Origin of the sequence: Natrinema sp. CGMCC1.2065 (genome assembly GCF_051225675.1) — an archaeon.
In the GTDB taxonomy this organism is placed as follows: domain Archaea; phylum Halobacteriota; class Halobacteria; order Halobacteriales; family Natrialbaceae; genus Natrinema; species Natrinema thermotolerans.
The window spans coordinates 486767-500259 of record NZ_JBPJSJ010000001.1 but is presented as its reverse complement, the minus strand read 5'-3'; the positions used below and the strand labels follow the sequence as shown (position 1 = coordinate 500259).

Below are 13493 nucleotides of genomic sequence, written 5' to 3'. Positions count from 1 at the left end.
TGTAACTGCGGCCGGCCCTCGTCGTTCGAGACCGTCACAGCGCCGTCGGAATCGGTACCCGCCGTCTCGAGACCACTACCGTTTTCCCTCGGCCCGCCGTCGCGCATGGTATGGGAGACGTTACTGCCACCCTGCATACGAACCGCGGCGATATCGAGGTCGAACTCTACGACGAGCGGGCCCCCCGAACCGTCGACAACTTCGTCGGGCTCGCGACCGGCGGCAAGACCTGGGAAGACCCCGAGACGGGCGAGGAGATCGACGGCGAGCCCCTGTACGACGACGTCGCCTTCCACCGCGTCATCGAGGGCTTCATGATTCAGGGCGGCGACCCGACCGAGACCGGCCGCGGCGGTCCCGGCTACCAGTTCGACGACGAGTTCCACGACGAACTACGCCACGACGACGAGGGCATCCTGAGCATGGCCAACTCCGGGCCCGACACCAACGGCTCGCAGTTCTTCATCACGCTCGACGCCCAGCCCCACCTCGACGACCGCCACGCCGTGTTCGGCAAGGTCACCGACGGCATGGACGTCGTCCACGAGATCGGAAACGTCGAGACCGACGCCAACGACCAGCCCCAGGAGGACGTCGTCCTCGAGTCGGTCTCCGTCGACTACGAGTAAACTCGCTCGAGCCGTTCGGCCGGGCGATGTGACCGCACGCACGCCGTGGGCGTCGCGTGGAATCGAGGCGTGATCGGCGCGTCCGTTTTAGGGCCGCCGGCCCGTACGACCACCATGGGCTGGACAGCCGAAGACATCCCCGACCAGAGCGGACGGACGATCGTCATCACCGGCGCGAACAGCGGCATCGGTCTCGAGGCCACGCGCGAACTCGCGCGCAACGGTGCGACGGTGATCATGGCCTGTCGCAGCACCGAGCGCGGCGCGGACGCGGCCGACGATATCCGCGGGGAGATCCCCGGTGCCGACCTCCGCGTCGAGGCCTGCGATCTGGGCGACCTCGCGTCCGTTCGCGACTTCGCGGGCCGGCTCGAGGAATCGATCGACGTCCTGATCAACAACGCCGGAGTCATGGCGATTCCCCGCTCGGAGACCGACGACGGCTTCGAGACCCAGTTCGGCGTCAACCACCTCGGCCACTTCGCGCTGACCGGACTCTTGCTCGAGAACCTCGGGCTCGAGACCGAGCCCGACTCGCGGGTCGTCACCGTCTCGAGCGGCGTCCACGAGAACGGCAAGATCGACTTCGACGACCTCCAGCACGAGACGTCCTACGACAAGTGGGACGCCTACGCCCAGTCGAAGTTGGCGAACGTCCTGTTCGCCTACGAACTCGAGCGCCGGCTGCTCACCGCCGACGCGAACGCGGCGAGCATGGCGGTCCATCCCGGCTACGCGAACACCCAGTTACAGCTGCGCGGCCCCGAGCAGAGCGGCAGCCGACTCCGCAAAGCCGCGATGAGGGTACTAAACACCGTCGCAGCCCAATCGGCCGCGATGGGCGCGCTCCCGACCCTGTACGCCGCCACCGCGCCCGAAGCCGAGGGCGGAGCCTACTACGGCCCTGGCGGCCTGATGAACATGCGCGGTACGCCCGAACGCCAGGCCTCCTCGGACCGCTCCTACGACGAAGACACCGCCCGACGGCTCTGGCGCGTCTCGAGCGAACTGACCGGCGTCACGTACGATCTGCCGACGCCGGCAGCAGACGTTCCGGCGTAACCGAGGGCCGCTTCGACACCGGCCGGATCGCCCGGAACTGCTCTCGATGAACGAGACCGGTTGCGTTCGATACCTATAGTAGCCACTGAAAGTCATTGCACACCTGATCGCACGACTGCGTCGCGATCAGTGTGTAAATCGTTTCAGTGGCTACTATAGTGACACTAGAACGGCGGACCGACGACGACTGTCACGAAAGTATGTCGGCATGAGTAGACGTCCTCTTACCAACCATTTTGAGTTCATTTTCGAGGGCCGTCAACCGCTCACAGGTCCCCGGTCGGCGACGGACGTGGGATCGCTCGATGTAGTCGACCAGGCGTCGAGAGAGAAAGCCGGCCTTCCGGCGTCGAACCACCGATATCTCGAGGACAGTGGCGAAAATAGGGGTTCCGTTCCGAGACGTGGCGACCGACTTTCGTCCTCGTCTCGAGAAACCGAGTGAAACTCCGTTAGAAGAATTTTACGGTGCGCTTGTGCCCTTAGCGTAGTCTTCACCGACGGTACACGATCGATCGGTGTGTATCGCTGCTTGGTTCGCTACGGTCAGATAACACCAATATTCCAATATGTGATTGAGAATGGTGGGTTTGAGGAAGAAGAAGCGAACCGGAACGCGGAATCAGCACGCGGATCTCGACTTCTCAGGGTCGGTGGAGACGGGCAGACTCGAGACGAGCGCCGCGTGGGGCGGCGGCCGAGTCGATCCCCGTCCCGGCTCACTCCGTCAGTGGCATCTCCGTGCCGCGGACGCTATCGACGATGACGTCCCCGTCGGGGCGGGACGCGATCCAGAACAGTTTGTGGGCGTCGACCGACCGTTCGAAGGTCAGGTCCGGCGCGGAGCCGACGGCGACTTTCCGGAGCGTCCACGTGAACACCGCGTCTTCGGCCTTGTCTCGGACCTGCGCGTCGGAGAGTTCCGACGGGAGGAGAAGGACGTCGTCGACGGTTTCCGTGACGGTGTCGGGAAACACGTCGGCCCTGACGGCGAGCCGGCGAGCGCGGTCGACGCTGACGACGTACTCGATGTCGCGGTCCGAAAGCAGTGGTCGTTCGATCGTCGCGACGGCGTCGTAGATCCGATACGGGTACGCGACGGCACCGACGCGACCGCTCGAGTCGACGTCCTCGCGCGTCACCGTCGGTTCGATGACGGTAAGGGCGGCTCGGTCATGCGACTCGCCCGTGAGCGTCGCGGGCTCGACCGAGCGTCGGCGCGCGTCGCTCATTTACTCGTCACCCTCGTCCCAGTACTCGCTGGCGGTCACGTGTGCGCGAATGGTGTCGGTTTCCGTGACGGCCTTTGGTTCGACGTCGCGACCGCCGTCGGTCACGTAGTCGGGAGTCCCGGTCGGATCGTCGGCGCTCGAGAGGGACGAGAGCGGTTTGTTGAAGGAATCGAAGTGATCGTCGACGCCCTCGGGCGGCGTCGTCAGCAGCGAGACGACGATGAGTGTCGCCGTCGAGAGGATGAACGCGGGGAAGAGCCCGTAGACGCCGACCAGCCCCGTGAGGAACGACGACCCCTCGATGGCCCCCATGAGGCCGAGCAGTTCGAGGATGGTCGACAGCTGCGTCCAGATGACCATCGTCGTGGTCCCGACGATCATGCTCGCGACGGAGCCCGTCGCGGTGACCCGTTTCCACCACACGGCCGCGATGAGCGTCGGTCCGATGGCCGCGCCGAGGCCGCCCCACGCGTAGTCGAGGACGAGCGTGTAGATCGGCGTGTTCTGTGCGAGGAGCGCAAACGCGACGCTGGCTGCGCCGAGTCCGAGCGTGACGTACTGGGAGTAGCGAACGAGCCGCTCCTGGCTCGCGTCCGGGTTGACGTAGCCGTGATAGACGTCCTCGACGATGGCACTCGTCGCGACTAGCAGCTGCGAGTCGGCACTGGACATCATCGCGGCGAGAGCGGCCGCCAGGATGATCCCCGCGATCGCACCGGGGAAGAACTCGAGCGTGAGCAGCGGCATGACGTTGTTCGGGTCCTCGATGCCGCCCTGCCCGAAGACGACCAGCGCGTACAGCCCGACGAAGCCGGCGCCGATGTAGGCGACGAACATGAACAGTTGGGCGACCAGCGCCGCGAGACGAATGTTCTCGACTTCGTCGATCCCCATGAATCGGACCATCACGTGCGGGTTCCCGGGAATGCCGAGCCCGATGGCGGCGTAGCTGATGATCCCGAAGATCGCGGCCCAACCGGTCATGCCGGCCGTGACGCTCGTGTACGAACTCCCGACGGACGCGAGGTCGCCGAACGGGAGCCCGTAGTTGGTAAAGGCGATGATCGGCAGGATGATGAACGCGACCAGAATGATCGCACCCTGGACGTAGTCCGACCACGCGACCGCGAAGTAGCCGCCGAGCATGGTGTAGCCGACGACGATGACGCCGCCGACGAGGATCCCGACCAGCGACGAGACGCCGGTGAGGACCTCGAGCAACGTCCCGGCGGCGACGATCTGTGCGCCGACGTATCCGCCTTCGAAGAGCATCAGGACGAACGCGGAGACGCCTTTGACGTAGCCGGTGTCGTCCTGCAGACGTGTCTCGAAGAAGGTCGGTAACGTAACTGCCTTCACGATCTCGGTGTACTTCCGGAGGCGTTTCGCGATGCCGGCCCACGCGAACAGGTCGGCGGGGATCATCCCGAGCCCGTTGTAGAAGGCCATCACGCCGGTCCCGAACGCGTCGCTCGGGACACCGAGCGTGAGCCAGCCGCTCATCTCGGAGGCACGTTCGGAGAAGCCGGTGACGACCGGGCCGACGCTCCGACCGCCGATGACGTAGTCGTCGACGGAATCCATGAGACGCGAGGAGTACAGTCCGATACCGAGGAGGACAAGCAGGTAGACGGCGAACGTTCCGAGGACCCAGCTCCCGGCCGAGCCGGCTAACCCCTCACTGGCCATGTTTCGCCTCCTCGTAGCGCTCGCGGAGTCGTTTCTCTCGCTTCCCTTCCCAGACGTAGTAGACGACGAGCATCGCTAGGTACAGGACGAACGGTCCGAATAACCAGATCAATTCGACTGATCCACTCTCTGGCATAGTGGCGTGTGCTTACTACCCACAAATAAATATACCGAATTTGCACCCTTTATATCGGACGTATCAGTGCGGAAGAATCAGAGGGCCGACGCTCGAGCGAGCTGGTAGACGACGCCGTCGCGAACCCCGTAGTCCGATCAGACGCCGACAACGGCGCGGAGCGCAAACAGTGCGTTCTCCTTGCGCTCGCGGATCCGTCGGTAGAAGTACTGCATCCACTTGCCGCCGTAGGGGACGTACTGATTGACCTCGTACCCCTTTGCGGCGAGTTCGCGCTGGGCGTCCTCGCGGACCCCCATCAGCATCTGGATCTCGAACGGCGTCCCGTACTCCTTGTGGAGGTCGACCGCGACCTGGAGCATTGCCGGGTCGTGGCTCCCGACCGCGACACCCTGGTCGAATTCGCGAAACAGGAACTCGAGGTGGTCCTCGTAGGCGTCGTCGACGGCCGATTTCGAGTCGAGGGCGACCGACGACGGTTCGTCGTAGGCGCCTTTCACCAGCCGGACGGCGGCGGGAACGTCAGCGAGGCGACGGAGGTCATCGCGCGTCCGCGTGAGGTTCGCCTGAATCGCGACGCCGACGCCGTGGGGATGGTCCCGGGCCGTCGCTTCGACGGCGTCGAGCGTCGTGTCGGTCGTCGTGTGGTCTTCCATGTCACACCAGACGAACACGTCCTCGGCCGCCGCCGTCTCGACGATTCGTTCGAAGTTTTCCCTGAAGATGTCCGGTCCGACGTCGATACCGATCTGGGACGGTTTGACCGAGACGCTGCCGTTCAGGCCACGACTGGCCAGTTCGGAGACGAGGTGACAGTACGCGTCGGCGTCCTCCGCGGCGGGTTCGGGATCGTCGTAGTGTTCGCCGAGGAGGTTCAGGATGCCGCCCATCCCCGCTTCGTTACACTCCGAAACGTGGTCCAGAGCGCCTGACGCAGTCGTTCCGGCGACGAACCGGCTCGCGATCGGTGGTATCATACCGGACTGCTGGGACGACAGGCACCTAAATGGATACCCGACCAAAAGATTCGCCCGTCAAAACGCGAAATAATACATAGCGATCAGACGTCGTCGGGGTTGAGCAGTTTCGCTTCGGCCTTCCGGAGATGCTCGAGCAGCGTCGTCTTCGAGACGCCGAGTTCGTCCGCGAGTTCGCGCGTGCTGATCTCGCGGGGCCACGCGTAGTAGTTCCGCTCGCAGGCGAGTTCGAACGCCTCACGCTGGCGCGGCGTAAGGAGATCCGTCCGATCGGCGGTCTCCGACGGACCGCCGTCGGGCGTCGCGACCCGACTGATCGAAATCTCCGCGTCCGTCTCGGCCCGGATGGCCTCGAGTCGACGCCGGATCTCGTCGCGACCGCCGGCGACGAAGACCGGCCAGTGTTCGACGCCGCCCTCGACGCGCACCGACGCGTCGTGGATGAAGCCATGCGAGACGAGCGTGTCGCTGATACTGTGTTCGGGCTCGTACTCGACGAACAGTTCGCGCGTCGCGTTCCCCGGGTTCGGTGCCGTCGTGGGGCGCTGGCCGAGTTCAACCGTCGAGTGCGTTAGCGGAGACTCGGCCGCGAACGCGACGAACTCGTCGAGTTGTGCCGTCGTGTCGGCGTAGACGGTGAAGTGACCCTTGACCGTCTCCTCGACGGTTCGGTGGACGGTGTGGACGAGCAAGCCGGCGTCGACTGCCTCGGTCGCCTGCAGGCCCCAGCAGTTCGGATGCCAGATATCGAGCGTGAGTCGCGTCCCGTCGGTCGCCCCTGTCGTGGTCGTCGTCGAACTCGTACTGCTCATGTGTCGATTCTACTCGGACAGTACGCCGTGAGGACTATAAACATACTGAATACCGATATCATGGACCGGTCGTGGACTCGTGTCGGACCCGTACCGCGCCGCGAGCCGAAAGCACGGGTCGCGTCGCGATCTCCATCGTCGATCGTCACCGGGGACGGCGCGCCCGACCATGGGAGGCCGTGGTTATTCCGCCGTGATCCGTCATCCGTACTGTATGAGCCAGCAGACGACAGAGCAACCCGACCGACACTACATCGACGGCGAATGGACGGACGGCGAGGGCGAGGAAACCTTCGCAAGCGAGAACCCGGCGACTGGCGAGACGTTGCGCACCTTCCACCGCGGAACGCAATCCGACGTCGATCGAGCCCTCGAGGCCGCGGAGGCGGCACAGGAGGAGTGGCGCGACCTGTCGCACATCGACCGCGCGGAGTTCCTCTGGGATATCTACCACGAACTGCGCGAGCGGACGGACGAACTCGGCGAGATCGTCACCAAGGAGTGTGGCAAGGAGATCTCCGAAGGGAAAGCCGACGTCGTCGAAGCCGCACACATGGTCGAGTGGGCCGCGGGCAACGCCCGCCACCCACACGGTGACGTCGTCCCCTCCGAGATCGGGAGCAAGGACGCGTACATGCGCCGCAAGCCCCGGGGCGTCGTCGGCTGTATCACGCCCTGGAACTTCCCCGTCGCGATCCCGTTCTGGCACATGGCCGTCTCGCTGGTCGAGGGCAACACCGTGGTCTGGAAGCCCGCCGAGCAGACCCCGTGGTGTGGCCAGATCATCGCCGAGATGTTCGAGGACGCGGGGATCCCCGACGGCGTGTTCAACATGGTACAGGGCTTCGGCGACGCTGGGGCCTCGATCGTCGACGACCCACGCGTCGACACCGTTCTCTTTACCGGTTCGGCCGAGGTCGGTCAAGAGGTCGCTCAAACCGTCGCCGAACAGCCCGGCAAGCTCGCGGCCTGCGAGATGGGCGGCAAGAACGCCGTCGTCATCAGCGACGAGGCCGACCTCGATACGGCCGTCCACTCGGCGGTCATGAGTTCGTTCAAGACCACCGGCCAGCGCTGTGTCTCCGCCGAACGGCTGATCGTCCACGAGGATGTCTACGACGAGTTCAAAAAGCGCTTCGTCGAGATCGCCGAGAACATCGCGGTCGGCGACCCGCTGGCCGAAGACACGTTCATGGGGCCGCTCGTCGAGGGCGAACACAAGGAGAAGGTCCTCGAGTACAACGAACTCGCGCGAAGCGAAGACGTGAACGTCCTCGTCGACCGCGACGAACTGGCCGACGCAGAAGTGCCCGACGGCCACGAGGACGGCCACTGGATCGGCCCGTTCGTCTACGAGGCCGACCCGGACGCCGACCTCCGATGTACACAAGAGGAGGTCTTCGGCCCCCACGTCGCGCTCATGACGTACTCGGGCGACATCGAGGACGGCGTCGAGATCCACAACGACACCGAGTACGGACTCGCGGGAGCGATCATCTCGGAGGACTACCGCGAGGTCAACTACTACCGCGACAACGCCGAGGTCGGACTCGCGTACGGGAACCTGCCGTGTATCGGCGCGGAGGTTCACCTGCCCTTTGGCGGCGTCAACAAGTCCGGGAACGGCTACCCGAGCGGTCGCGAAGTGATCGAGGCCGTCACCGAGCGCACCGCCTGGACGCTGAACAACTCCAAAGACATCGAGATGGCTCAGGGACTGTCCGCCGACATTACGACCGACGATGACTGAGACGAACTGTCCGCTCTGTGGGCGACTGACAGACACACCGGAGGAGTGGTGTCAGCACTGCGGGTGGACGAACCACTGCGGCGCCGATTAGCGCCGGTCGACCGGATCACCGCCCCGAACCAGTCGTGCGGATCGCCCGCGGTCGCCGACGGCAGCACGTTCCGAAGGTGCGAACACCGGAACACCGAATCCGAGCCGACGAGGGAGATAACGGCCGGAATCGACCGCGCCGATCGAGTTCGCCGTCTTCCGTTCACGCATTCCGAACGGACGGCCACCGACGGGAGTTGGAGCCCGGCACGCCACACCACCGATCGCCTGTGGTACTGTGGCGCATATATAGACGGATAGGGTACTACCCAAATACCGATTTGGCATCGTAAATCATCAAGAAATAAACCGTGAATTCGACGATCCTTCCAGAACACGGTTCACACATTCCGAACCCTTATGCACGGACGACACGACGACTTCGAACGATGACCGACGATCGCCCTCGGCCGGTCAAGACGACGCAAACGTCGCTCGCACTCGTTCGCGCGGTCCGCGAGAGCGACGGTGCCACGCTGAGCGAACTGGCCGACCGCCTCGAGCTGGCGAAAAGCACCGTCCACAACCACCTCCACACGCTGGTCGACGAGGGGTTCCTCGTCCGGGACGGCGACACCTTCCACGTCGGTCTCCAGTTCCTCGCGTTCGGCGAACACGCACGCGGACGAAACCCGCTGTACGCGACGGCGCGCCGGCACGTCTACTCCCTCGCCGAAACGACCGGCCACGAAGCCGACTTCATCGTCGAGGAGAACGGCCGCGCGTACTCCCTCGAGTACGCGATCGGCGAGTCGTCCCGACGGAGTCTGTCCGAATCCAGCCCGTTCCGGGCGGGCAACCGGTTCTACATGCACAACTGCGCCTCCGGAAAGGCCCTGCTGGCGTCGATGTCCGAATCCCGGGTCGGCGAGATTCTCGAGCGCTGGGGGCTGCCGGCGACGACCGACCACACCATCACCGACGAGGCCGAACTGTTCGACGAACTCGAGGCGATCCGCCGTCGCGGGTACGCAGTCAACGACGAGGAACTGATCGACGGCTATCGGTCCATCGGGGCGGCCGTAACCGACCCCGACGGCGAGGTCGTCGGGGCGTTCTCGGTCGGCGGACCGACCTATCGCATGGCGACCGACGAGTCGACGGCCGAGGAGTTGGCACAACTGCTTCGAGACGAGATCGGATCGCTCGAGTCCACGCTGTTCTGACATCCATTACACACATATGTTTGTAATCGTGATCGTGGGTTTCAACGCCGGGTCAGCTGCTCCGTCCCGGTCGATGCGGCGGGGTCACGTCACGGAAACGGAGGCTCTCATGTGGTAATATAGCTATCCGACAACTATACCGAGGCCCGCATACACTATTGCATATTTACCAAACAATAGCTGGCAAAGAGATAGAGACCATAAAACTATTTTGAAACGGCAGACGTACCGACACTCGATAAGCCTTGTCGAGTATATGAGTTCCTCAATTCCTGATTCACTGTATAAACACATCTTCTGGGCAATACTGCCGAAACAAAACGAGGTTCGACACAGTATCCATGCGTTTCACGACTAGGCCAAAGTGTGAACGCACTCAGCAGGTTTTGTAGCAACAGCGATCCTGTCTCCGATATTGTATTGTTCTTTAGAAACAATATTGTACGTTGTGAAATAACATGACCGTATTGGTACTTCTGGGAGATGCGATCGGCCACCCGATACCGAGAGACGAATCACCTGCCACAGAGCAGCCACGACGACGAGCGGACGAACCGGTCTCGAATCGAACCCAGCAGTGGCGTCGCTGGTTCACGGCGGGTGGAATCGATACCGTGACTCGCGCCAACCGTAACGCGAAAGGCCGCTCGCTCGAACGGGGACACATGAGCGACGACGACGGTATCCAGCAGGCCAGCGACGTCGGTTCCGGCGACGCGCCCCCGGTCGACGAGAAACCCTACAAGATCATCTTCGAGGCCAACAAGTGCTTCGGTGCGGGCAAGTGCGCCGAGGTCAGCGACAACTGGGAGATGTCGATCGCCTCCGGAATGGCCCAGCCCGAGGAGTACTTCATCGCCGAGGACGACCTCGATCACAACGTCCGCGCTGCGGAGGTCTGTCCGGCCAAGAAAGACGACGGCTGCATCCACGTCGTCGACCGCCGGACCGACGAGGAGATCGCGCCCGATCCCCACGGCGACGGCACGTTGAGCGTCGACTGGTAGGCCGACGGCGCGAACGCACACCGAAACGCACATCCCCACCCCGGAACAACCATCGAACGCCTTCTGTGCGAGGGTAGCCAAGCAGGCCAACGGCGGTGGGCTTAAGACCCGCTCTCGTAGGAGTCCTTGGGTTCAAATCCCAACCCTCGCATACCGACTCGAACGACAGTGAGAGTCGTGTCTGCGAGACGCGGGATTCGAATCAGGGAAGTCGCAGCGCGAACGGAGTGAGCGACCGTCTTCCCGTGGTTCAAATCCCAACCCTCGCATGTCGCTGCGAGCAATCCGCGAGCAGCACAACGACAGCCCTCGAGCCGAAATCCGCGATCCCGATCGACGGGATCAGTCCGACGGCTCGTAGTGTTCCCGATGGACGACCGTCTCGGTATCCCCGCGGACGGCAGTCACGACGATCTGATCGCCGTCGGCGTTGAGCCGAACGTTCGCCCAAGTCCCCGCCCACGACGTCGACGGCTCGGTCTTGTCTTCACCGTAGAACTCGAACGTCGAGTCGGCGATCGTCGATTCGATGCGGATCAGATCGGCCTTGCGGCCGGGCTCGTCGGTAAGGTGGACGCGGGCGTAGTATCCGGTGTCGGAGTCGGAGCCTTCGGGGGCGTTCACCGCGTCGACGCCCCACTCGATCCGCTCGACGACGTCGTCGTCGGTGTCGATGATCTCCGGCTCGAACGCCTCCTCGGGGTTTTCCGGGGTGTCGTCCTCGCTGTCGATCCAAAAGATCTTCCACTCGTCGCCTTCGGTCACGAGCGCGTAGACGCCGGCACTGTCGCCGACGGCCGCATCGTCCAGTTCGGCGCGGACCAGCACGATCTCCGCGTCGTCGATCTCGGCCTCGAGGTCGGACTCCGCGAACCAGAACTCGGCACCCTCCAGTTCGCGGACGTCCGCGACGGAGCCGTCGGCCGTCACGACCTCGGTCTCGAGGGCGTCGAGATCGGCGGAGCCGCTCGATTCGAATTCCCACTCCGGATCGGTGAGCAGCCCCTGTAACGGGCTCGCGCTGTGGACGACCGCGGCCATCGCGTCGGGATCTTCGGCCTGAGCGGCCTCGAGGTAGGTTTCGATGACCTGTTCGTGGTCCGGTTCGCTTTCGGGTTCGGACTCGTCGCCATCGGGGTCCGGTTCGTCGTCGCCGTCGGATTCGTCGTCGCCGTCGGATTCGTCGTCGCTCGGACCGTCGCTCAGACAGCCCGCAAGGAGGGACGAGGTGCCGATGCCAGCGGTGACCAGGTAGGTTCGGCGTTCCATGCCTACTAGTTGGTGAACTTATATTGTCATAAGGACCACGCTTCCAACCGGGAGAAGCGAGACGAAGCGGCGAGGGCGGACCCCGATCGAATCGGACACAGCGACGGACCGAGACGGTCGGAACCGCCGTGGATCCGTGGACCAAATGGCACTCAGAACGGGTACTCGCGAGGCTCGTGCTGGATCGAGATCCACTTCGTCGTCGTCACTTCCTCGAGGATCTGCTCGCCGTTGTACCGGCCCATGCCCGATTGCTTCATCCCGCCGAAGGGGACGTGTGGCTCGTCGTTGACCGGCTGGTCGTTGATGTGGATCATTCCCGTCTCGATCCCGTCCGCGATCCGGCGGGCCCGTTCGATGGTCTCGCTGTGGACCGACCCCGAGAGACCGTGGATCGTGTCGTTGGCCAGTTCGATCGCCTCGTCGTCGCTCGCGTAGGGAATCACGGGCGCGACGGGGCCGAAGTGTTCGTTACAGGCCGCGGCCATGTCGTTGTCGGCGTCGGAGAGGACTGTGGGTTCGACGACGAGTCCATCGTGGTCGCCGCCGGTCTCGAGGGTCGCGCCCGCGTCGACCGATTCCTCGACGTACTCGAGGATCTGATCGCGCTGACTCTCGTCGATGATGGGGCCGATGACGGTGTCGTCGTCGGTCGGATCGCCGGTCGGCAGCGACGCGGCCCGGTCGGCCAGCGCGTCGACGTACTCGTCGTAGACGTCCTCGTGGACCAGGTGGCGGTTGATGGAGATGCAGATCTGGCCCTGGTGCAGAAAGGAACCGAAGACGCCGCCGTCGACGGCCCGCTCGAGGTCGGCGTCGTCGGTGACGACGTGGACGTTGTTCCCGCCGAGTTCCATGGCGGGCAGGGCGCAGTTGCGAGCCGCCGTGGCGGCGACCCCCTGTCCGATCTCGGTCGAGCCGGTGAAGGCGATGGTCCGGGGGACCTCGTGGCCGGCGACCGCGTCGCCGATCTCGGAGCCGCGGCCGGGGACGACGCTGAGGACCCCCTCGGGGACGCCCGCGGCCTCGAAGATCCGCGCGAGCAGCAGTCCGCCCGTGATCGGCGTGTTCGAGGCGGGTTTGAGGACGACCGCGTTCCCGGCCGCGATCGCGGGCGCGACCGCCCGCATCGAGAGATGCAGCGGGAAGTTCCACGGCGAGATGACGCCGACGACGCCGACCGGCACTCGTTCCGCGACGTTCTCCTTGCCCGGCGTGATCGAGTCCGCGTGCTGGCCGTCCATCCGGAACGGGTAGCTGGCCGCCTGTTGCATCATCCCCCTCGCCGTCTGTAACTCGGCCTCGGATTTGACTCGCGTACTCCCCGACTCGCGGGCCAGTAGCTCGGCGACCTCCTCGCGGTGGTCGCCGACGAACTCGACGGCCGCGTTGATCACGCCCGCGCGGGCCTGCGGCGGTTGCTGGGCCCACGCCTCCTGTGCCGACGCGGCGGTCTCGTAGGCCCGGTCGACGTCGTCCTCGGTCCCCGCCGGGACGGACGCGATCGCCTCGCGCGTGAAGGGGTTCTCGACGGAGATCGCGTCGCGATCGCCGCTGTCGGTCCAGTCGCCCGCGAGATAGAGCGATTCCCAGCCGCCGTCGGGTGCCAGTGGAAGGTCCGTCATGCGAGTGGCATAGCCCTCGAGCGGGCATAAGTAGCGGACGCGCAAGCGC

12 protein-coding genes and 1 tRNA gene are annotated in these 13493 nt (G+C 64.5%); 6 read left to right on the top strand and 7 right to left on the bottom strand.

Annotated features, from left to right (window positions below; translation table 11 throughout):
• Nucleotides 1–110 precede the first annotated feature (110 nt).
• Together ACSBP4_RS02490 and ACSBP4_RS02485 are read left to right on the top strand one after the other, a co-directional pair.
• Nucleotides 111–629 carry a peptidylprolyl isomerase gene (locus tag ACSBP4_RS02490; RefSeq protein ID WP_006182813.1) on the top strand — a complete coding sequence of 173 codons (519 nt, stop codon included), beginning with the start codon at nt 111–113 and terminating at the stop codon, nt 627–629.
• Nucleotides 630–743: 114 nt separating this feature from the next.
• Nucleotides 744–1691 carry an oxidoreductase gene (locus tag ACSBP4_RS02485; RefSeq protein WP_435551273.1) on the top strand — a complete coding sequence of 316 codons (948 nt, stop codon included), beginning with the start codon at nt 744–746 and terminating at the stop codon, nt 1689–1691.
• A 719-nt stretch (nt 1692–2410) separates the two neighbouring features.
• Here ACSBP4_RS02485 and ACSBP4_RS02480 read toward each other — a convergent pair.
• From ACSBP4_RS02480 to ACSBP4_RS02460, 5 genes are all read right to left on the bottom strand, one after another.
• Nucleotides 2411–2923 (bottom strand): hypothetical protein, encoded by a 513-nt coding sequence (locus tag ACSBP4_RS02480; RefSeq protein WP_006649831.1) that lies wholly within the window; start codon nt 2921–2923, stop codon nt 2411–2413.
• The gene (locus ACSBP4_RS02475; RefSeq protein ID WP_049965482.1) at nt 2924–4612 is read right to left on the bottom strand and encodes a sodium/proline symporter; all 1689 of its coding nucleotides are present in this window, start codon (nt 4610–4612) and stop codon (nt 2924–2926) included.
• Complete coding sequence (locus ACSBP4_RS02470; protein WP_162834893.1) at nt 4602–4748, bottom strand: hypothetical protein; 147 nt, start codon at nt 4746–4748, stop codon at nt 4602–4604. The genes ACSBP4_RS02475 and ACSBP4_RS02470 overlap by 11 nt, the downstream gene beginning before the upstream one ends.
• Nucleotides 4749–4885: 137 nt before the next feature.
• Nucleotides 4886–5725 carry a proline dehydrogenase family protein gene (locus ACSBP4_RS02465; RefSeq protein WP_435551272.1) on the bottom strand — a complete coding sequence of 280 codons (840 nt, stop codon included), beginning with the start codon at nt 5723–5725 and terminating at the stop codon, nt 4886–4888.
• Between the two features lie 83 nt (nt 5726–5808).
• Nucleotides 5809–6537 carry a helix-turn-helix domain-containing protein gene (locus ACSBP4_RS02460; RefSeq protein ID WP_049965481.1) on the bottom strand — a complete coding sequence of 243 codons (729 nt, stop codon included), beginning with the start codon at nt 6535–6537 and terminating at the stop codon, nt 5809–5811.
• A gap of 214 nt (nt 6538–6751) precedes the next feature.
• Here ACSBP4_RS02460 and ACSBP4_RS02455 point away from each other — a divergent pair, with 214 nt between their 5' ends.
• The 4 genes from ACSBP4_RS02455 to ACSBP4_RS02440 all read left to right on the top strand — a co-directional run bounded on the left by ACSBP4_RS02455 (nt 6752) and on the right by ACSBP4_RS02440 (nt 10701).
• Complete coding sequence (locus ACSBP4_RS02455) at nt 6752–8287, top strand: aldehyde dehydrogenase family protein (protein WP_435551271.1); 1536 nt, start codon at nt 6752–6754, stop codon at nt 8285–8287.
• A gap of 479 nt (nt 8288–8766) precedes the next feature.
• The gene (locus tag ACSBP4_RS02450; protein WP_435551270.1) at nt 8767–9543 is read left to right on the top strand and encodes an IclR family transcriptional regulator; all 777 of its coding nucleotides are present in this window, start codon (nt 8767–8769) and stop codon (nt 9541–9543) included.
• A 665-nt stretch (nt 9544–10208) separates the two neighbouring features.
• The gene (locus ACSBP4_RS02445; protein ID WP_049965479.1) at nt 10209–10550 is read left to right on the top strand and encodes a ferredoxin; all 342 of its coding nucleotides are present in this window, start codon (nt 10209–10211) and stop codon (nt 10548–10550) included.
• Between the two features lie 67 nt (nt 10551–10617).
• Nucleotides 10618–10701 (top strand) — tRNA-Leu (locus tag ACSBP4_RS02440).
• 191 nt (nt 10702–10892) lie between these two features.
• On the opposite strand, the gene ACSBP4_RS02435 is transcribed toward ACSBP4_RS02440, so the two are convergent.
• A complete protein-coding gene (locus tag ACSBP4_RS02435) occupies nt 10893–11819 on the bottom strand; it encodes a hypothetical protein (RefSeq protein ID WP_435551269.1) in 927 nt (308 codons plus the stop codon).
• 152 nt (nt 11820–11971) lie between these two features.
• Nucleotides 11972–13444 carry an aldehyde dehydrogenase family protein gene (locus tag ACSBP4_RS02430; RefSeq protein ID WP_435551268.1) on the bottom strand — a complete coding sequence of 491 codons (1473 nt, stop codon included), beginning with the start codon at nt 13442–13444 and terminating at the stop codon, nt 11972–11974.
• Nucleotides 13445–13493: the final 49 nt, after the last annotated feature.